The organism is Clostridioides sp. LIBA-6822 (assembly GCF_056688955.1).
This window is the reverse complement of record NZ_CP196995.1, coordinates 1,507,163-1,526,679: the sequence shown is the minus strand read 5'-3', so window position 1 is coordinate 1,526,679 and position 19,517 is coordinate 1,507,163. Positions and strand designations below refer to the sequence as shown.

Genomic DNA, 19,517 nt, shown 5'->3' with positions numbered 1-19,517 from the left:
AACAGTAAAAAAGAGGCTTATCTGTACTGAGACCCAAAAGTTGGACTTTATACAGGAATGGAATTTTCATTCCTGTTTTTTTACTTTATGTAACTTTAGATACATATTCAAGTCTATATTTAACAGGGCTACGCCAATTTAATTTTTCTTTAATTCTTTTGTTGTTATAATAGTAAATATATTCTGTTATAGCTGTCTTTAATTCGTTGAAACTTTTATATGTTTTTCTATAATACATTTCTTGCTTCATTATTCCAAAGAAATTTTCCATAGGAGAATTATCAAGACATGTACCCTTACGAGACATACTTTGAAATATTCTATTTTTCTTAAGTGTTTTGCTATACTTATTCATTTGATATGCCCAACCTTGGTCTGAGTGAAAAGTTCTTCTATAAGGACAATCTTTTGTAATATTGATGGCTTCATTTAAAGCATCACTTATTGATTTAAAGTTAGGTCTATCTGAGATTCTGAATGATAAAACTTCTCCATTAAACATATCTAAAAATGGATCAAGATATGCTTTTTTTATAATTAAATTTCCATTTTTATCAGTAGTATATATTTTAAATTCTGATGTATCAGTTGTTATTTTCTGATGTGGAATTGATGTTTTAAATCTTCTATTTATTTTATTATTTACCTTTCCAATTGTACCTTTATAAGAATTATATTTACGTAATTTACGAGAAAAAGCTATGCATTTAAGTTCTAATTTTCATAATACGTCTAACTTTCTTTTGATTAATAACGATACCACTATTTTTTAATGTAGCTGTAATTCGGCGATAGCCATATCTGCCATTGTGATCTTCAAAAATAGACATGATTTTTTCTTCAATATCTTTATCTGGATTTTCAATATCAAATCTCTTCTGGTAATACATATATGTTGATTTAGGAAATTTAGTAGCTTCAAGAATAATGGAGAGTTTAAACTCCTTACGAAGATCATAAATTACTTTTGCTTCGTATTGTTTTTTAACCTTTCGGGAACATTCATCCCTGAAGCACGCAACTTTTTTAGAAATGCAAGCTCCGCTTTTAAAAGTTTATTTTCATATTCTAATTCTTGTTCTCTTGTTAATTTATTTTTTTCTTTAGTGTTTTTGTTTTTATTCATTGATGGTCTTCCTTTCATTTTAGACAAGGCATCGACACCACCATGTAAAAATTTTTGTTTCCATATTGCTATAAGTGTACTATTGTTCATTCCAAAGTGGTTAGCGACTTCTTGTGCACTGGATTTAGTTGTTATCATATAGTTTATAACATCTAGCTTGAACTGTATAGTATAGAAAGTATTTTTATTTTTTCTTTTTAGTCCATTCTCTCCTAATGTATTATATGTATTAACCCATCTTTCAACTTGAGAATGGTTAGCAACTCCATGTTGTTTTGCTATTGAAACATATCCTCCTTCTTTATTTAAATAGGATTTAACTACTTTTAATTTGAAATTAAAATCGTATTTAGCCATATAGAAACACCCCAATCGTTAGATTTTTAGTCCAACAATTGGGGTGCAGTACAATCTCTATTTTGAGATAGCCTCTTTTATAATTATCTTCTAACTTTTACATTCCGATATATCCTATAATAATTTTCCTTATATCTATATATCCAGTCTTTCAACATAATGACAATTAACTTCAATATGATTTAAAAAAACTAACAATCTTTCGTAAAGTGGATGAGATTCTTCTCCATATTTAGCTTCTAGGTTTTCGCCTATTGCTCTAACAGTTCTCTGACCATCAATTTGTAAAAACACGAAACTAGAATATTCATCCAGTTCTATTTTTTTATATTTAGGTATTCTAGCTTTTAACTTTCTAAAAAACCTTTGGATTTTATGGTCTTGTTTTTCAAGTATCGTTACAATACTATTTTCATCTACTTCATATTCAAGTCCATTAGTAATTTTAAATACAATATCTAAAACATCATTACTCTTGCTCATTGTTTTTTACTTTAGATAAAACAATAGGTAACGCTGTAAGTACAACTAAAACTACCAATAAAGCAATTGCCATTGAATTTGTTGCAGCAAATCCACTTGGTACTTTTGGAGTTATAACTCCAGTTACTTGTAATATTATACCTATTAAACCAATGATAGAACCACCAGCAACAAGACCAGAAGATAAACTTATACCATTAGAAACTTTAACTTCTTTTTCTTTGTCAGTTTTAGATACTAACTCAACAAATAAACGGATTAATGCTCCAACTAATATTATAGAAGTAGTTGCTATTGGTAAATAGAATCCTATAGCTATAGTCATTATTGGTAAGTTTAATGCATATAAAACAATTGCCATAAATACTCCAACAATAATCATAACCCAAGGTAAACTACCTGACATAATACCAGAAGTTAATGTTGACATTAAGTTAGCTTGTGGTAATGCAAATTGTACATTATCACCAGTTGCTCTAAGTTGGTCAGAAAGTAATAAAATTACTCCAACAACAACTATAACACCAACTATACTTGCAATTGTAAAGTAACGTTGCATTTCATTTTTGCTACCACCAATGATATAAGTTACTTTTTGAGATTGAGTATAACCTCCAGCTATAGCAATAGCAACAACTATAAATGAACCAAATAAAAGTAATGATTTATTAGCTTCTAAATCAGTCCAGCCCATTATAACAAATACTAATGTTACAATAACTAGAGAAGCAATAGTCATACCAGAAACTGGAAGATTTGATGTTCCTATTGTTCCTGTTAAACGTCCTGCTACTATAACAAATAATAAAGATAATAAAAGAGATATGATAGCTCCAATAATTGCCATAGCAATATTACCAGAAATTAAGAACGCTGCTAAGAATCCAACAACTACTCCACCTAATAAAAGTATCATTTGTATAGATGAACCTTCTTCTCCTTCTCCAGTACTTGATTTAGCTTTAAGTGTTTCTTTTATAGAAGCGATTATAGTTGGTATAAGTTTTATTGCACCAATAATACCACCACAAAGCATCATACCAGCACCTATATATTTTACATAACTACTAGATATAGCTCCTACATCCATTTGGTTAAGAGGCATCGCAGGATTATTCCATACCATAGCTCCATCTCTAGCCATATCTGTAAAATATCCTATTAAAGGTGCGATACCAAAGTTTGATAATATACTTCCTGCAAACATTGTTAAAGAAACTTCAAGACCTACTATAAATCCAATTCCTAAAAGTAGAGGATTTACTTCGATATCAAATTTCCATTTGTAGAACTTACTTCCTACAAGACTCATTACATTGTTTGCTACATTTAAGAATGAACCAGTTAATACAGTAATAAATCCACTTATTACAAATCCTATTCCCATGTACTTAATTGAATCTCCACCAGCTTCTGAAGCAACAAGTGTCTCAGATATAGCCATTGATTCTGGGTACATAAGTTTACCATGCTCTTCAACTATTAGATAGTTGTGAACTATAGCAGCAACTCCTATACCAAATAAAACTCCACCAACTCCAACAGCTAAGCCTTCGAAAAATGTAATTTGGCTTCCAATTAAGATAACTGCTGGTAATACGAAAATGAATCCACTTGCAACAGATTCTCCACCACTTGACATACCTTGGATTAAATTCTTACCAAGAATACCCTTCTGACGAGCAAATGCTCCGACAAAAGCAGAACCTATTATAGCTCCTGGAATACCCGCTGCAACAGTAAGACCAGCTTTCATTCCAGAATAAGTTGTAGATGCGGCAAAAATGGCAGCTAAAATGATACCGATAATCAGTACAGCTACATTTCCACCGGTTCTGGACTTATCTGTGATGTATGGAACGTAATCTTTTCCACTAACTTCACCATAAGCACCCTTAGGTAATTTTTTGTTCATAAAATTTTCACCCCTTTTCAGTTTGTATATATTATAACATATATACATATAAAACTTAACTTTTTATTATTTTACAAATAGCGAGTTAAAATTACTAAAATTTAACCCCATATTATTATTTTCTACTTTTAGATATTTTTATGCTAATATTCTTTTTATTTTTCAATTATACTAAAAAGTATTAAGATAAAAAGTAAAAAAATTTTTTAATGTAAAATTAAATTTGTTAGAAAAACACTTTAAAACACGTAAAAGTATAAAAAATACAATAATCATTCTTATAAACAAATTTTCATCACAGTAAAAATGTACAGAAAATTCTTTCTTTTGTGTCAATTGATTATTTCTAAAAAACAGGTGTCATAAAGAAATTTCTGAAATCACTTTACAACACCTGTCATAATAAAAAATCACTCTGGTAGTGCTTTTTTATTTACTTTTCCGATTGGTGTAACTGGTATTTTATCTATCCTCATTATTATTGTTGGAATCATATATGGTGGTAGATGCTCATTTAAATATTCTCTAACTGCTCTTTCATTTACCTTATCACCATCTTTATCATCAATCACATAATAAGCACATATATACATATCTCCATCATCATTTGTTCTTGATATACAAACAACACTTTTAATTTCTGCAATATTGTTTATTATATTTTCAATCTCATATAGCTCTATCCTAAACTCATCAATTTTTACTTGATTATCCATCCTTCCAATATAATCCAGATTTCCATCATCTAACCATCTTACTAAGTCTCCAGTCCTATACATTAATTTATTATATTCACAAGTTTTATAAGGATTTTCCACAAATACTTGCTCTGTAAGCCCTTTTTTATTTAAATAACCTCTTGATATTTGAATTCCTGATAGACATAGCTCTCCTGGAACTCCAATTGGACATAGTTTATTCTTTTTATCTAATACATATGCATAAGTGTTAAATATAGGTTTACCTATTGGTATTTTTCCATATTCCTTATCCACATGAAAAGAAGTCGATACGACAGTAAATTCTGTTGGTCCATACTCATTATATAATTCATAGTTACGTTTTCTATATCCCTTTAATCTTTCTCCTCCAGTCTGCACAACTCTAAGTGAGCTATTGGTACAATTTTGTATAAATAATTTTGCAAACGCTGTTGGTAATGCTAAGATAGTTATATCATTTTCCTCACAATATTCATTTACTGTATATTCATCAAATTTAGCTTCCTCAGGCATAATGTTTATTGATGCACCTATAAGCAAATATGGAAATAGCTGTTTCATTACAGCATCAAAGCTAAAACTTAAGTATATACCACATATATCATCTTCTACAGCCTTTATTACTTTTACACTATAATAGCACATGTGTACTAGACTCTTGTGCTCTATAGCTATAGTTTTTGGTCTACCAGTTGAACCTGATGTAGATATTGTATATGCACAGTTTGATGGTGTTATTTTTTCAGTCAATTCATATCCAACTTTGAATATATCTTCATTATTTATATCAAGTACGATTGTATTTTCATTTACAACCTTGCAGCTAAGTTCATCTGTAGTTATTACTACTTTTGCATTACTATCTTCAAGAAGATAATTTAATCTTTCTTCTGGATTATTTGTATCTATTGGGAAAAAAGCTCCACCTGATTTCATAATCCCTATAGCTGTAATAATTATATTAATATCTCTTGGTAACATTACAGCTACTATATCTTCACTTTTTACTCCTATATGATTTAAATAACCTGCAAGTTTATCAGTTAACTCATCTAGTTCTCTATATGTTAAATTTCTATTTTCATCTCTAGCTGCTATATTATCAGGTGTTGTTTTAGCTTGTTCTCTAAATAAATCAATATAACTTTTATCATATGGCACTTTATATTGATTATCATTAAAGTCTTCCAATAATACTTTTTCTTCTTTTTTACATACAAATTCTAAATCTTCTATTAAAATATCGTTATCTTTTATTATTTGTTCTATTATATAGTCAAATTGATTTAGTATTCTTCTAATAGTTTCTCTTTTGTATATAGATGGTTTATACTTTATTTTTATTTTAAGTGCTCTCTTTGTATATACTATTACAGATAAATCATATCCTTTTTTTTCTATGTCATAGTCATATGATAAATCAAAACTTTTGGCTACAAATATGGTATTTATAAGTTTAGTATTTAGATGATTTTTATTCTCTATATCCGATAACAAATAATACCCATATTCTAAAGACCTACTCCATTGTCTTTTTAACTTTCTTACAACATCTATAAATTTCTCACTTTGTCTAACCTTTACTCTTATTGGAATTATATTTATTGTTTTTCCAAAAACTACATCATCTTCATATATATACTTTTGAAGTATAAGACCATATATAGTTTCTATAATAGAACTTATGCTAATATTATTATGTTTAGAATACTGAATTAATCTTTCATGTTTTTCGATATTCATCTTAAAAACTTCGTCTAATACTTCATCAGAGCAGTCTTTATAAAAAAAATCATTTGGAATTTTTGCTATATTTGTATAATCATCTAACAAATCCATCCAATAATTCATAGCTCGTTCTAAATTAACTTCATACATATCAAAATTCCCCCTTACTACTAAATCTATAGAAAAAATTCTTTTGGAATTTTATTTTTGCAATATAGAAATATATTAATAATACATATGCAAGCTCTAAACACATGAGCTTGCATAAAATTATATCTATTCTTATAACTACTAAATTCTTAATATTTATAATGTTTAAAATATATTATAACACAGATATGATTTTATTTTTCTACATTTATATAATATATAAATTATAAATAGTTATTTAATTAATATATAACAATACCTTTTGGAATATGATATATTATATTAATTAAAATTTTACAAGATTTATTGGAGGGAGCTATATAAATGAATATTTATGCTCATAGGGGTTTTAGTGGAAAATATCCAGAAAACACTATTCTAGCTTTTAAAAAATGTTTAGATATGAATATATATGGAATAGAACTTGATGTTCACAGGACTAAAGATGGAAAAATTGTAGTTATTCATGATGAAAAAGTTGATAGAACTTTTAATGGTCATGGATTTGTAAAAGACTTAACCTTAAGAAAACTAAAGACTCTAAATTCATCATTTGATGGATATCAAAACAACAAGGAATGTAAAATTCCAACTTTAGAAGAGGTATTAATTTTAATTTCACCTACAAACCTCGTTTTAAATATAGAACTAAAAACTGATAAGGTAAATTATCCTAATATAGAAAAAGATGTTTTAGAACTTATTTTAAAGTACAATATGGAAAACCGAGTTCTTATATCTAGTTTTAATAGCAATAGCTTAAAAAATTTTCATAAATTAGACCCTAGTATAAAAACAGCACTATTGTGTTATTTACCTATAAATAATGTAGTCAATTTTGCTAAATTTCTAGGTAATAGTTATCTCCATGCACCTTTAATTTTAGTAACTGAATCTCTAGTTGAACTTTGCCACACAAATTTACTTGGTATCAATGTATACACTGTAAATGAAGAAGATGATATGCTACATTGTCTAAAACTCAATGTAGATGGTATTTTTACTAACTATCCAGATATAGCTTCAAACCTTTTAAATTCAAAATAACATAGCTAACCATACAATGTTTGTACTCCTTGACTTTTATATAATTAATATGTACAATTTTATTAAATTTATCTCGGAGGTATAACTATGGATAACTTATTAAATGAACTTGAAGCTTTAAAAAGTAATTTAGATAATCTACCAATAGAAAAAATAGAAAATTATGATTTGAGTAAAACTGCTTTATTTATAATTGATGTTAATAATGGTTTTGCAAAACAAGGTGCCTTATACTCTCCTAGAGTAGAGTCTTTAATAAAACCAATTGAAGTATTTACAAAAAAAATATCGAATAAATTAAATAGAATAGTAGCATTTACTGATTCTCATACTCCTAAGTCTATAGAACTTTTGAGTTACCCTGTTCACTGTTTAGAAAATGATGTAGAAAGTGAATTGGTTGATGAGCTTAAATCAATAGAGAATCTACAAATTCTTCCTAAAAATTCTACTAATGGATTTTTTGCATTAGAAAGTTTAGATTTTGAAGATATAGATAATATAATTATAGTTGGTGATTGTACAGATATATGTATATATCAATTTGCAATAACCCTAAAAGCCTATTTTAATCAGTATAATATTGAAAAAAATATAGTTGTACCTATGAATTTGGTAGATACTTATGATATCCCAAATGTTCATCCTGCAGAACTTTTAAACTTAGTATTCTTTAATAGTATGATTCAAAATGGCGTTAAAGTATTAAAAGAACTATATTAATAATTCAATATTTCGTACAGTATATTATATAATTACTAAACAACTCATTTTTAATAAAACTTTAATAGAATAATACAATTTTAAAAGGATATTATTACTTATAAATGTTATTTACTATGACCAATCTCTATAATATAAAAAATCGCAATTTACATATTCCTTACTCGTTTTTTGTAAGAAAAATAAATTGCGATTTTTGTTTTTAAGTTATATAACTAAGTGATATTGATTTAATAGTTAAATTTACTTTTTAATAGTCATACTTGTTTGTAGTCTCACACATAACTACTTTTATCTTTTTGTTGAACATATTCTTATATTCTAATAAAAACTCATTTAATTCTGAGTCCATAAGATTTATTTTTTTATCACTACAAAGCATTATTTTTTCTTGGTCTATTATTACATTAATATCATTCAAATCATTTTTTATGAATGTTGTTATGCAACTTTTAGGTTGAATTTTTTCACCATATTTCTCATAAAATCCTGCACTCTTCTTAAATGATTCTAAATCTTCTGTAGATACTTTGCTGGAAGTATTATTACTCATAAAACCTGCTGTAGAAGGGTCGATTCCAAAGTTTCTAAGTTGTTTTTCTACTTCTTCAGTGTCCATACCATATCTCTCCATAAATTGTTTTTGTATTTTCATAAACTTTTCTTGAGATATGTTGTTATCTCTCATATAATCAAATATTTTTCTTGAAAACTCAGCCATCGACATCTTTCCATCCATAACAGAAAAATATAAGTTATATATATATTGCTCAAATTTATCTACATCAGAATCTTTAACTTTGTTCTTTAGTTCGTTAAAGTCTATTATTCTATCATCAGACATTCTTCATCCTCCTAGCTAAATTTTTACTTGTATAAGATTATACCATATTTCCATTATATTTATATACACACTATTTTTTTAATTTAATCATTTTTTCTGTAGCATTTAATTCACACATTCTACCTAAAGGAATAGTTACCATTGGGACACAATGTCCAGACTGAAGATTATATATAGCTGGCTTATTAACCTTCCTTGCAAATTCTTTTAATAATTCTATCAAATCTTTTTCCTCAATACAATCTTTGAAATCTCCAAAAATTATACCATTACACTCATCAAGTTTGCCTGAAGAATATAGTTGGGTTAACATTCTATCTAGTTTATATTGAGATTCCCCAATTTCCTCAATAAATAAAATTTTATCCTTTGCATCTATTTCATATTTAGTTCCCATTGTAGCAATTATTAAGGATAAGTTTCCTCCCATTATTATTCCCTCTGCCCTACCTTCACATACAGTATAAATCTCTTCTTCTTTTGGGTTTTCTAAGTAGAGTTCATCTTTAAATTCTAAAGCATTTATTAGAGATTTATAGGTAAATTCATCCCATTTGGCTACATTTGCTGCCATTATCCCATGATATGGTAAAAGACCACAATTTTTATAGAAAGCTAAGTTTAAACCTGTTATATCAGAAAAACCTATAAATGGTTTTGGATTTTGCTTTATTATATCATAATTTATCTTGTCTAATATCCTTGTTGTCCCATAACCTCCTCTTAAACACATAATCATATCTACATCTTTATCTAAAAACATATCTTCTATATCTTTTGCTCTAATATCATCATTACCAGCTAAATACCCTTTATAATTTAAACTACAACTCTCAGAAAATTTAACTTCATAACCATAAATTTCTAAATTAGACTTTATTTCCTCTAAACTTGTATTTCTTAATGGCCCAGATGGCGCAATTACTCCTAACATTTAAACACCTCTTATTCTAAAATGATATACTCTTCTTCATGTTAAATATCTCTACTATAATTATAAGATATTTTATTTATACTTGATACAGAATAATGATTTATATTGAATAATATAATTAATGAAGAAAAATAAATTTTTAATATAGTTAGGATGTGTTTTATGCTTAATATAAAAGCTCTTTGTAATGAAATAAATGATTGGGTTATAAGTATCAGAAGAGATTTACATAAAACTCCAGAACTTGGATTAGAAGAATTTCAAACTAAGAAAAAAATCATTGAGTATTTAAATGAAATAGGTATAAGCTATATTGAATATAAAAATCACACTGGAGTAACTGCATATATAAATGTAAATCCAAACTTTGAAACAGTTGCAATAAGAGCTGATATAGATGCCTTACCCATAACAGAAGAACTCAATTCTTCTTATAAGTCAATTAATGTTGGTAAAATGCATGCATGTGGTCATGATGCACACACTGCTATTTTACTTGGCACTTGTAATATACTATTTAAATTAAAGGATTATCTAAATGTAAATGTAAAACTCTTTTTTCAACCTGCAGAAGAAACCATTGGTGGTGCTCAACTCATGATAGAGGATGGATGTCTGAAAAATCCAGATGTAAAATACATATTTGGTCTTCATGTAAATCCTAACATTGATAAAAACCTAATTGAATTAAAATACAACACTTTAAATGCTTCCACTGATACACTTCGATTAACTGTACATGGTGCAAAATGTCATGGAGCTTATCCACATCAAGGTATTGATGCTATAGTTATATCTGCTCATATCATAACAGCTCTACAAACAATAGTCAGCCGAAATACAAACCCTACCGATTCTGTGGTTATTTCTCTAGGAAAAATTGAAGGTGGAATTAAAGAAAATATAGTTTGTGATAAAGTTGTTATAAAAGGAACTTTGAGAACTTTAACTCAAGAAACTAGAAACTTTTCAAAAAAACGAATCAAAGAAATTTGTGATTTTACTTGTAAAACATTTGGAGGAAGTATTTCTGTTGAAATTGAGGAAGGTTATCCAGCCCTTATAAATTCAAATAATCTTGTAGATTATGTTAAACAAAATGCCATAGATTTGTTTGGAAAAGAAAATATTATCATTAAAGATGCTCCCACTCTTGGGGCTGAAGACTTTTCATATTTTTTAAGGCACTGTGAAGGATCTTTTTACCATATTGGTTGTGCAAATAGGGAAAAGAATATAACTTCTCCTCTGCATACATCTACCTTTGACATTGATGAAGATTGCCTTATTACTGGTGTCATGCTTCACGTAAAAAATGTATTAGCTTTTTAATTATTAATATTTAATAATTTTTTATATTGACCCTAACATGGTGTTAGGTACTATTCTAAAATTACAAATGACAAACCAAATAATTGGAGGTAATATTATGAAACAAATATTAGTAAATCCTATCGGAAAAATACGTGTTCAAGGTGAAGAAATCTTTATTGAATTGGATAAAAAATACATACCTGCTTTAAAAGGGCTTGATGGCTTTGCTCACTTAAATGTACTTTGGTGGGCTGATGGATTCGATAATACTGAATTAAGAAATATTTTGGAAACTCCAAAACCATATAAAAATGCACCAGATATTCTGGGAATATTTGCGACAAGGTCACCTATTAGACCTAATCCAATAGCATTAACTACTGTACAAATCATTAATATAGACCATGAAAATGGCATAATAAAAATCCCATATATTGATGCTAATGACAATAGCCCTGTTATTGACTTAAAACCATATACTCCAAGTGTTGATAGAATCGAAAATCCATCAGTTCCTAAATGGTGTAATCATTGGCCTAAAAGCGTAGAAAAGTCAGGAGAATTTGATTGGGAAAATGAATTTGAATTTTAATTTATTTACAGTAGACCTTTAGTTAGAATACTCTAATTAAGGGTCTTATCTTTTATTCTTCAACTGTATCTTAAACATATGCTAATCACCTATATTTAAATTTTGAAATTATATAATTCCTTTTATCTACTTTAATATTAATAAATTATCTTGTATACTTAAATATAAATAAATATAAAGGAGAAAATACATGACAATATTTAGTCTACAAGCAGCAAATTTATTTGGATGGATAGCTATGGTTCTTGGTGTTATCATGTCAATTAATGATAGTAAAAAACAACTTCCAAAATTCAAGAATTTAAACTACTTTTTCTTTGCTTTCATAGGCTTATTTATTTGCACTTGCTCAAAATTTTATATCACATATATTTAGAATATTAAATTGTATCATTTATATAATAATCCTAATAGCATGTAATAAAATTTCTACAAAGAAAAATCTTAATAGTAGTTTTTGGACATTATTTGGATTTTCAATAAATCCTATTTTATCAATAATTATTGTATTCTTTATTAAGAATAAAAAATACAATTAAAATAATACATTTCTTTTTGAGAGTTATTTATCAACTATTAAGTACACTTTCGTACATTAATTATCAGTTTATTTCTTATAGCTCTCTACTTTTTTCTTTTCTATTAGTTAATATAAATCCTTATAATAATTTCTGTAAACAATTTAATTTAAAAATGATACATAACTATGTTAAACTAGTAAATGTAACTACTTATATGTTACAATCTTATATAAATATTACATAAAAAAAATTATACAAATAGATGATACCTAGTGTTATATTTTTAATGCTAGTTTAGTAATTTTTCAGTTACAGATTTAATAATAATTAATAGTAAGACATAATATTTTTATGCCCCTTATTGATTATATTTTTCTGTTATCTGTTATTATCATTAATTATAAATATAAGGGGGGCTATATTATGAAATTATATTTAAGTGCTGATATAGAAGGTACTTGTGGTATTGTAAATTGGGATGAGACAAAACTTGAATGTGAATTTTCACAGCACTACAGAACACAAATGAGTAAAGAAATAGCAGCTGCATGTGATGGAGCTACTCAATCTGGTATACATGAAATACTTGTCAAAGATGCACATGACAGTGGTAGAAATATTAATCCAGATATTTTACCTGAAAATGTCAAAATACTTAGAGGATGGACTAAAGACCCACTAGTTATGATGGCTGGAATTGATGAAAGCTTTGACGCATGTATATTTACTGGTTATCATTCTGGAGCTACTTGTAATGGTAATCCACTTTCTCATACCATGGATATTGATTATGACTATTTTAAAATAAATGATGAAATAGCATCTGAGTTTACTATAAATGCTTATATTGCTGCATACTATAATGTTCCTGTAGCATTTTTAAGTGGAGATGAAATGCTTTGTGAGAGTGCAAAAAAACTAAACCCAAATATAATTACTGTACCTGTGTCAAGAGGAATTGGAAATGGTTCAATTTCAATACATCCAAATTTGGCACTAAAAAAAATAGAAAAAGGTGTTAAAGAAGCTTTATCTGGAGATTTATCTAGACACTTAATAAAATTGCCTGATAAATTCAAAATAGAAATAAAATTTAGAGAGCATTACAAAGCTTTTAAAGCTTCTTTTTATCCAAATATGAAAAAAATAGATTCTCAAACAATACTATTTGAAACAGAAGACTATTATGAATTTTTAAGAATGTTATTATTTATATAAATTAAGGAGTTGATTAAGATAAGTAATAAAAGAAGAATTCCTTTAGGCGAATTTATTTCTGTATTTTTATTTTTTGCTGTTTTTTTTGGTATAACTTTTTGTATTTTCACGGTTATAGGAATTGGCTTCTTATCATTCTTAGGTTTTGAATATAAATCTCTTGGGTCCGTACTAATTTTCTTTTTAATATATTTTTGTATAACTACTCCAATTGATTTTTTATGCACTACTATTTTAGATATATTCAGATATGTAAACAAATTACCTTACTCAATATATAAGCTTTGCGAATTTATAATTGATTTTATACTAACTTTTCTAGCTATGAACATAATTGATACATTTATGGATTCAATAACGATTCCTTTAAGTACAGAAATCTTATTCGCTTTACTTTCTTATCTTTTATCCGAATGTATGGATTTTTTTGATAGAGATAAGAAAAAATCTTAATAAAAAAAGATAGATTTTTTAATAGAACACATCCATTAGTATATCTATTATCTAATCTATCTTTACTTTATTTAACAAATTTTCTTAATTAAAATATAGTTTCTTCTATCTCTCTAGTCATTTGTTTAGCATTATCAAAAAAATCTTCTATATACACTACTTCATCACTCACTCTTGAATATTCAGCTGCAAATGCCATTACATGACTTTGTATAGCCTCTTTTGCTGCTACGCTACTCTTTTCTAATTCTTTATTTGAAACTAACTTAACAAACTCAGAAATAAGATTTCTGTCATATTCCTCTACCATATTCTGTTTATTTGATGGCTTTATAACTATTTCTTCATTTTTTCCAAATTCTTTAATTCTTATCTCATTTTTATTTAGGTCGCCACCAACTTCACCATGACTAAACATTAGCTTTATAGTTCTTCCGCTTTCTTTAGTAAATGCACATAAATTAAAAGTAGCTGTAACTCCATTTTCAAACTGTAATATATTTACCATATTATCTACAACATTATTATCACATCTATAGACACATCTTCCATATGGACTAGTCTCAAGTATCTTTAAAATATTTTCTTCTGTTGGATTTATATGAACCGCTCTATTTATACTTCTATCTTTTTCTAGATAAATTTTCTTTGCTGAATATGGACATTTTTTTTCAACTAAACATTGAAGACAGTTCTGTGCCATTTCTCCACTAGCATTTTGGTTATTAAGATGCTTCAAACTTCCAAATGCAGATATTTTTTTACATTTACTTCCTACTAAATATAATAAAATATCCATATCGTGACAACTCTTAGCTAAAATTAAAGGACTTGTTTCATTACTATTTCTCCAATTTCCTCTAGTAAAACTGTGTGCAAAATGCCAGTATCCTATATTTTCATTATACTGTATACTAACTAGCTCTCCTAGTTTTTTACTTTCTGCAATTTCTTTTAGTTTATTATAAAACGGAGAATATCTAAGTACATGACAAATCATAAAAATCTTATCTTTATACTTATTACACAAGTCATCTATATGAACCAAACCATCTAAACTGTTAGACATTGGTTTTTCTAATAATACATGATATCCTTTTTCAAGAGCTAGTTTTGCTACATCATAATGTCTATCATCATTTGTAGCTATTATAACTGCATCTGCCATTTTATCTTGTTTAAAAAAATCTTCTAAAGTTTCAAATACATTTTTACTATCTAAATTATATTTTTGTGTAAATAATTCTCGTCTTCCTTTTTTAGGTTCCGCTACGGCAACTATTTCACACACATCAGAATTCTCATAAATATATGGAGCATATGCATATGTTCCTCTATTACCTGCTCCAATCACAGCAATTTTTACTTTTTCCATACTTTAATTTATCCCCTTTATATTATTTATACTACTCTATTATAGTCTATTTTTACATACATTTGGATATTTTTAATAAAAGAAACAGCAGTTATAATTTTTCAATCTTAACTGCTGTTTTAGACCCATATTTTAAGTATTTTCAATCTATATATTATTTAATTTTAATATAAAACTTTAAGTATTAAATACAAACTCTAAACACAATTTTTTATCTATCTTATTACTCTATTGCTTTCTATTTTCTTTATCTAATTTATCTAACTTCTTATTATATAAAAACATATAAAATGCTGCTGAAAATACTATTAAATATCCAACAACACTTAACATATCAGGATAGACATTGAATAAGAATATACTTAAAATTGCTGAAAAAATTATATTACTGTAGTCAAAGATAGAAATTTCCTTAGCAGGTGCATACTTATATGCTAGAGTTATTCCAAATTGCCCTAAACTTGCAAATACGCCACCTAGTAATAAATATATAAGTTGCATAGGAGTCATTGGTTCATATACTGCAAAGGCAATTGGTCCTACAGTAACCAATGAAAAAACTGAAAAGAAAAATACAATTGTATAATAATCTTCTCTATCTCCAAGAACTCTCAAACAAGTATATGCCATTGCTGCAAATATAGCTCCTGCAATTCCTCCTAAATATGGAATCACTTCTACACTAAATGTTGGTTTTATTATGAATAAAGCCCCTACAAATGCAATTATAATAGCTCCTATCTGTTTTACATTTATTTTCTCTTTTAGAGCAATTGCACAAAATATAACTACAAGGAAGGGACTCATTTTATTTAACATGTTAGCATCTGAAAGCATCAATCTATCAATTGCATAGTAGTTGAATATAACTCCTAAAGTTCCAAATATTGACCTATATAAAAGCACTTTTAAATTTTCCTTTTTACCAGTTAGACTACCTCTATGTTTTATAATAAGCCAAAATGCTATTATAGCTGATACCAGGTTTCTAAAGAACACTTTTTGAAAACTTGGTAAATCTCCTGCTAGTTTTACAAACGCAGACATCATTGCAAAACCAAGAGCTGATGATATTATGAACATTATGCCCTTTATTCGATTTGATTTGATTGTACTACTCATACTTACCTCTTTTCTATATAAATATATAAAGTCATATTAATTAAAAACTTCTACTTATAGATTAAATAATAATTATCTAAATATTCCAATTTATACTATAATTAAAAGTATAAATTATGTCAAGTAACTAATAAATCTTTTCAATTAATAACAATAATAATTATAATTAAAAAGTTGTATGTTTTTATAGATTATTATCACAATATATAATATAATTTTATATAGTATAGACTTTTTTTAATTTATTATTTAGATTTTTAATGGATTTTTTAATTATGGAGGTATTTAAAATATGGAAATAAAAAGATATGAAGGAACTGGAAGAATGAGTAGAGCTGTAGTTCATAACAACACAGTTTATTTATGTGGACAAACTCATGCTGAAGGTGGAATAATTGAACAGACTACTGAAGTTTTAGCTAAAATAGAAGATTTATTAAACAAATACGACTCAGATAAACAACATTTATTATCTGTTACTATTTATTTAAGAGATATGAAAGACTTTGAAGCTATGAACTCTGTTTGGGATGCTTGGGTTGAAAAAGGATTTGAACCTGCTAGAGCTTGTGTTGAAGCTAGACTTGCTAGAGAGCATTTATTAGTTGAAATGAGTGTTGTAGCAGCTACAAAATAATTAACTTAACTAACAAGAGGCTGTCTCAAAATAGAGATAAGCCTCTTTTTCATTGTTGAAATAATAAAAATGTATTTGATTTAATACAAAAAAGAATGCCTCATGAACTAAAAAGTTCATTTTGAGACACTCCCTTGTTAGTTTTTATCTATATCAATTCAATTATTTTCTACAGGCAATATCAATCTGGATGGATATTTACCTCCATGATAAATAATATTCTTTGCCTCTATATACTCAATACTATTATAACCTTCTATTGTGTTGCTATTTTGGAAAATAAAATTTTTAGCACTAGATGTTATATCTAGTCTAATTTTATGACCAATTTTAAATGTGTTTGATATTTTTGAAGTTATAATTGAGAACTTGTAAATTTCTCCTTCTTCCATAAACTCTGACTTATAAAAACCATTTCTAAATCTAGCACTAAGTATACCATCAGCTAATTTAATTGAATTTCCATCTAAATCTACATCCATAATTTTTATGACCCAGTCAGTATCTTTGGCAGAACTTGATGCAAAGAATTCTAATTTTATATCACCTGTTATAGTAATTTCTTCACTAAAAGCATCTGATGTATAACATAACATGTCTCTTCTTTTTTCTAAATCCTTGTAGTTGTTCGGAACACCAACTTCATTTTCTGACATATCAATTAGCTGTATTGATGGGTCTTTAGGATTATATATATAACTGTCATACTTTTCTTCTAGCACCCTATCAAACACTAATCTCCCATCTCCCAAAGATGTGTTAGCATTTCCATCACTTATTAGATATAGACTTTTATCTATTTTGTTTTTTATTGGCCAATTTTCTTCTGCCTTCCACTTATTAGAACCTACAGAATAATACTCTACTGAAGCAGTCTTATCTATATTGTTTTCTATACCTTTTAAGTATTTGTCAAACCATAGCAAATAATTATAATCCAAATCATATCTCAATGAATTATTTCCTAACGAAATACCATTTATATCTCTTAAAGTATTTGAGTTATGCATCCATGGACCTAAGATAGCCTTTCTCTTTCCTTTTTCATAACCCTTTATTACATCTAAAGCTTCTGTAGTCCCCATACCATTATCATCATACCATCCAGATACAACCAATGCAGGTACATTTATTTTATCTTTTTGTAAATGCCAATCCATCATATCCCAATACTCGTCTTTTTCTACTCTTTTTAGCCATTCCTCTAGGAATTCAATTCTATATCCAAGAGCTTCAACAGGTATATTCTGTATTGGTCGTATGTTTAAAACATCATCCCAGTCATCTCTTACCATTTGACTTCTATCAACTTTATTTCTTGATACCATAAATGCCCATGCAAGCATGCCAGATACAAAAGCTCCTCCTTTTCTTGGTATATCAATAAAAGGACTTCCTGATGTTACTATGCTAACTAAAGCTTTCAGATGTTTATTACTTGAAGAAGCAGCTGCCCATTGAACATAACCAAGATAAGATGCCCCTAACATACCAACCATGCCGTTTGACCACTTCTGTGATACTATCCAGTTTATAGTACTATCTCCATCTTCTCTTTCATGAATCATAGGCTCCCAATCACCTTCTGATTCATTTCTTCCTCTAACATCCTGTATGACAACAGCATATCCTCTTTGTACATATTTATAATATATTTCTTTATCATTTTCTTTTCCATATGGAGTTCTCATAAGAATTGTTGGTGCTTTTTTAGTAGAATCTGTAAAGTTAGGAAGATACACATCTGTAGAAAGTTTTATTCCATCTTTCATATCAACCATATAATTTCCACCAAATTTTATAGAATATATGTCCTCATCTTTATGAGTTTTATTCCATTCTTTTAATACAGTATAATCTTCATATCCATCCATAACTAATATAGTACAAGTTTCTCTAGATAAACATATAAAACCAACTATTTTATTATCCACAATAATTATATCTAATGGAAATTTTTTATTTCTTTGAACCCATATGTATTCATTAAGCCTAGAATATGTCTCTCCTAGCTTATTTACAATGACGCTTTTATCTGCATTTACCAAACTAGTAGTGTATACATCAAAGTTGTAAAATAAGGAGTTTAAATCTATTTTTGTGAGATTTAAATAGTATGCATTTTCTTCTTTACTTATTGCTTTTAAACTTTCGATTTTATTTGTAAAAGGATTCAATTTTTCAATCAATAACTCATTATCAAAAACTACATTTCCACTATATAATCCAGATATATATAGCCTAAATTCTAGCAAT

At 27.5% G+C, this 19,517-nt stretch carries 16 protein-coding genes and 1 pseudogene; 8 read left to right on the top strand and 9 right to left on the bottom strand.

The features are described 5' to 3' along the window. Positions 1-85: 85 nt before the first annotated feature. The 4 genes and pseudogenes from ACTG48_RS07345 to ACTG48_RS07330 form a co-directional block, all read right to left on the bottom strand. A pseudogene (locus ACTG48_RS07345) lies at positions 86-1,483 on the bottom strand (IS3 family transposase). Positions 1,484-1,618: 135 nt separating this feature from the next. Then, a complete protein-coding gene (locus ACTG48_RS07340; RefSeq protein WP_021384124.1) occupies positions 1,619-1,966 on the bottom strand; it encodes a PqqD family protein in 348 nt (115 codons plus the stop codon). Further along, positions 1,953-3,881, bottom strand: a complete 1,929-nt coding sequence (locus ACTG48_RS07335) for an OPT family oligopeptide transporter (protein WP_021384126.1) — start codon at positions 3,879-3,881, stop codon at positions 1,953-1,955. The genes ACTG48_RS07340 and ACTG48_RS07335 overlap by 14 nt, the downstream gene beginning before the upstream one ends. Before the next feature lie 410 nt (positions 3,882-4,291). Continuing rightward, complete coding sequence (locus ACTG48_RS07330) at positions 4,292-6,481, bottom strand: amino acid adenylation domain-containing protein (protein ID WP_479918467.1); 2,190 nt, start codon at positions 6,479-6,481, stop codon at positions 4,292-4,294. A gap of 324 nt (positions 6,482-6,805) precedes the next feature. Between ACTG48_RS07330 and ACTG48_RS07325 the strand changes: the two genes are divergently transcribed. Together ACTG48_RS07325 and ACTG48_RS07320 are read left to right on the top strand one after the other, a co-directional pair. Continuing rightward, positions 6,806-7,528 carry a glycerophosphodiester phosphodiesterase gene (locus ACTG48_RS07325; RefSeq protein WP_479918466.1) on the top strand — a complete coding sequence of 241 codons (723 nt, stop codon included), beginning with the start codon at positions 6,806-6,808 and terminating at the stop codon, positions 7,526-7,528. Between the two features lie 87 nt (positions 7,529-7,615). Continuing rightward, entirely contained in the window at positions 7,616-8,251 is a 636-nt protein-coding gene (locus ACTG48_RS07320; protein WP_021384160.1) for a cysteine hydrolase family protein, read from the top strand. Between the two features lie 250 nt (positions 8,252-8,501). Here the strand turns inward: ACTG48_RS07320 and ACTG48_RS07315 are convergent, their stop codons facing one another. Both ACTG48_RS07315 and ACTG48_RS07310 read right to left on the bottom strand, forming a co-directional pair. Then, positions 8,502-9,095 (bottom strand): DUF3867 domain-containing protein, encoded by a 594-nt coding sequence (locus ACTG48_RS07315; protein ID WP_021384146.1) that lies wholly within the window; start codon positions 9,093-9,095, stop codon positions 8,502-8,504. 70 nt (positions 9,096-9,165) lie between these two features. Then, positions 9,166-10,029 carry a S66 peptidase family protein gene (locus tag ACTG48_RS07310; protein WP_479918465.1) on the bottom strand — a complete coding sequence of 288 codons (864 nt, stop codon included), beginning with the start codon at positions 10,027-10,029 and terminating at the stop codon, positions 9,166-9,168. 162 nt (positions 10,030-10,191) lie between these two features. Here ACTG48_RS07310 and ACTG48_RS07305 point away from each other — a divergent pair, with 162 nt between their 5' ends. From ACTG48_RS07305 to ACTG48_RS07285, 5 genes are all read left to right on the top strand, one after another. Continuing rightward, positions 10,192-11,361: a M20 metallopeptidase family protein gene (locus ACTG48_RS07305; RefSeq protein ID WP_479918464.1), complete on the top strand. Its 1,170-nt coding sequence runs from the start codon at positions 10,192-10,194 to the stop codon at positions 11,359-11,361. 97 nt (positions 11,362-11,458) lie between these two features. Then, positions 11,459-11,935 carry an SAM-dependent methyltransferase gene (locus tag ACTG48_RS07300; protein ID WP_479918463.1) on the top strand — a complete coding sequence of 159 codons (477 nt, stop codon included), beginning with the start codon at positions 11,459-11,461 and terminating at the stop codon, positions 11,933-11,935. Positions 11,936-12,125: 190 nt separating this feature from the next. Next, positions 12,126-12,311: a hypothetical protein gene (locus tag ACTG48_RS07295; RefSeq protein WP_479918462.1), complete on the top strand. Its 186-nt coding sequence runs from the start codon at positions 12,126-12,128 to the stop codon at positions 12,309-12,311. 568 nt (positions 12,312-12,879) lie between these two features. Further along, complete coding sequence (locus ACTG48_RS07290; protein ID WP_479918461.1) at positions 12,880-13,674, top strand: M55 family metallopeptidase; 795 nt, start codon at positions 12,880-12,882, stop codon at positions 13,672-13,674. A gap of 9 nt (positions 13,675-13,683) precedes the next feature. Beyond that, complete coding sequence (locus tag ACTG48_RS07285; protein WP_479918460.1) at positions 13,684-14,127, top strand: regulatory YrvL family protein; 444 nt, start codon at positions 13,684-13,686, stop codon at positions 14,125-14,127. An 88-nt stretch (positions 14,128-14,215) separates the two neighbouring features. On the opposite strand, the gene ACTG48_RS07280 is transcribed toward ACTG48_RS07285, so the two are convergent. Continuing rightward, positions 14,216-15,502, bottom strand: coding sequence for a Gfo/Idh/MocA family protein (locus ACTG48_RS07280; protein WP_479918459.1), 1,287 nt, complete (start codon positions 15,500-15,502; stop codon positions 14,216-14,218). Positions 15,503-15,730: 228 nt separating this feature from the next. Next, complete coding sequence (locus ACTG48_RS07275; protein ID WP_021384130.1) at positions 15,731-16,624, bottom strand: DMT family transporter; 894 nt, start codon at positions 16,622-16,624, stop codon at positions 15,731-15,733. A 292-nt stretch (positions 16,625-16,916) separates the two neighbouring features. On the opposite strand from ACTG48_RS07275, the gene ACTG48_RS07270 reads away from it, so the two are divergent. After that, a complete protein-coding gene (locus ACTG48_RS07270; RefSeq protein ID WP_021384144.1) occupies positions 16,917-17,261 on the top strand; it encodes a RidA family protein in 345 nt (114 codons plus the stop codon). A gap of 158 nt (positions 17,262-17,419) precedes the next feature. Here ACTG48_RS07270 and ACTG48_RS07265 read toward each other — a convergent pair whose 3' ends face one another. Then, positions 17,420-19,516 (bottom strand): CocE/NonD family hydrolase, encoded by a 2,097-nt coding sequence (locus ACTG48_RS07265; protein WP_479918458.1) that lies wholly within the window; start codon positions 19,514-19,516, stop codon positions 17,420-17,422. Position 19,517: the final 1 nt, after the last annotated feature.

Excerpts from the sequence above, each read along its gene's own strand:
- ACTG48_RS07340 (WP_021384124.1), bottom strand. The coding sequence starts at position 1,966 with ATGAGCAAGAGTAATGATGTTTTAGATATTGTATTTAAAATTACTAAT.
- ACTG48_RS07335 (WP_021384126.1), bottom strand. The coding sequence starts at position 3,881 with ATGAACAAAAAATTACCTAAGGGTGCTTATGGTGAAGTTAGTGGAAAA.
- ACTG48_RS07330 (WP_479918467.1), bottom strand. The coding sequence starts at position 6,481 with ATGTATGAAGTTAATTTAGAACGAGCTATGAATTATTGGATGGATTTG.
- ACTG48_RS07325 (WP_479918466.1), top strand. The coding sequence starts at position 6,806 with ATGAATATTTATGCTCATAGGGGTTTTAGTGGAAAATATCCAGAAAAC.
- ACTG48_RS07320 (WP_021384160.1), top strand. The coding sequence starts at position 7,616 with ATGGATAACTTATTAAATGAACTTGAAGCTTTAAAAAGTAATTTAGAT.
- ACTG48_RS07315 (WP_021384146.1), bottom strand. The coding sequence starts at position 9,095 with ATGTCTGATGATAGAATAATAGACTTTAACGAACTAAAGAACAAAGTT.
- ACTG48_RS07310 (WP_479918465.1), bottom strand. The coding sequence starts at position 10,029 with ATGTTAGGAGTAATTGCGCCATCTGGGCCATTAAGAAATACAAGTTTA.
- ACTG48_RS07305 (WP_479918464.1), top strand. The coding sequence starts at position 10,192 with ATGCTTAATATAAAAGCTCTTTGTAATGAAATAAATGATTGGGTTATA.
- ACTG48_RS07300 (WP_479918463.1), top strand. The coding sequence starts at position 11,459 with ATGAAACAAATATTAGTAAATCCTATCGGAAAAATACGTGTTCAAGGT.
- ACTG48_RS07295 (WP_479918462.1), top strand. The coding sequence starts at position 12,126 with ATGACAATATTTAGTCTACAAGCAGCAAATTTATTTGGATGGATAGCT.
- ACTG48_RS07290 (WP_479918461.1), top strand. The coding sequence starts at position 12,880 with ATGAAATTATATTTAAGTGCTGATATAGAAGGTACTTGTGGTATTGTA.
- ACTG48_RS07280 (WP_479918459.1), bottom strand. The coding sequence starts at position 15,502 with ATGGAAAAAGTAAAAATTGCTGTGATTGGAGCAGGTAATAGAGGAACA.
- ACTG48_RS07275 (WP_021384130.1), bottom strand. The coding sequence starts at position 16,624 with ATGAGTAGTACAATCAAATCAAATCGAATAAAGGGCATAATGTTCATA.
- ACTG48_RS07270 (WP_021384144.1), top strand. The coding sequence starts at position 16,917 with ATGGAAATAAAAAGATATGAAGGAACTGGAAGAATGAGTAGAGCTGTA.